The organism is Sphingomonas endophytica, from assembly GCF_001476895.1.
Lineage (GTDB): Bacteria > Pseudomonadota > Alphaproteobacteria > Sphingomonadales > Sphingomonadaceae > Sphingomonas > Sphingomonas endophytica_A.
The window spans coordinates 1-602 of the sequence record NZ_LDTB01000243.1 but is presented as its reverse complement, the minus strand read 5'-3'; the positions used below and the strand labels follow the sequence as shown (position 1 = coordinate 602).

Annotated in this window: 1 protein-coding gene; it reads right to left on the bottom strand. The window is 65.6% G+C overall.

What is annotated here, in order from left to right; translation table 11 throughout:
- On the bottom strand, nucleotides 1-602 hold a 602-nt coding region (locus NS334_RS16985; protein ID WP_193753163.1), incomplete at both ends, for a CpaF family protein.

The following is a 602-nucleotide window of genomic DNA, read 5'->3' as shown; positions in this document are numbered from 1 at the left end:
CCTGGAGGAGATCGAATGCCTCCGGGCCGCGGACCTCGCCGACGATGATGCGTTCAGGACGCATACGCAGGCAGTTTCGGACCAGCTCGCGCATCGTGACCTGGCCTTCGCCCTCGATGTTCGGCGGCCGTGTTTCCAGGCGGACCACATGCGGCTGCTGCAGCTGGAGTTCGGCGGCGTCTTCGCAGGTGATGATGCGCTCGTCGTGCTCGATATAGTTGGTCAGGCAGTTCAGCAGCGTGGTCTTGCCGGAGCCGGTGCCGCCCGAGATGATCACGTTGCAGCGGACGCGGCCGATGATCTGCAGGATGGTCGCGCCTTCCGGCGTGATCGCGCCGAACTTGACGAGCTGCTCCAGCGTCAGCTTGTCCTTCTTGAATTTGCGGATGGTGAGCGCGGGCCCGTCGATCGCCAGCGGCGGCACGATGGCGTTGACGCGCGAGCCGTCGGCGAGGCGAGCGTCGCAGATCGGCGAGGATTCGTCGACGCGCCGGCCGACCTGGCTGACGATGCGCTGGCAGATGTTGAGAAGCTGCTGGTTGTCGCGAAAGCGGATGCCGGTGCGCTGGATCTTGCCGGCGACTTCGATGAACACGGTGCCC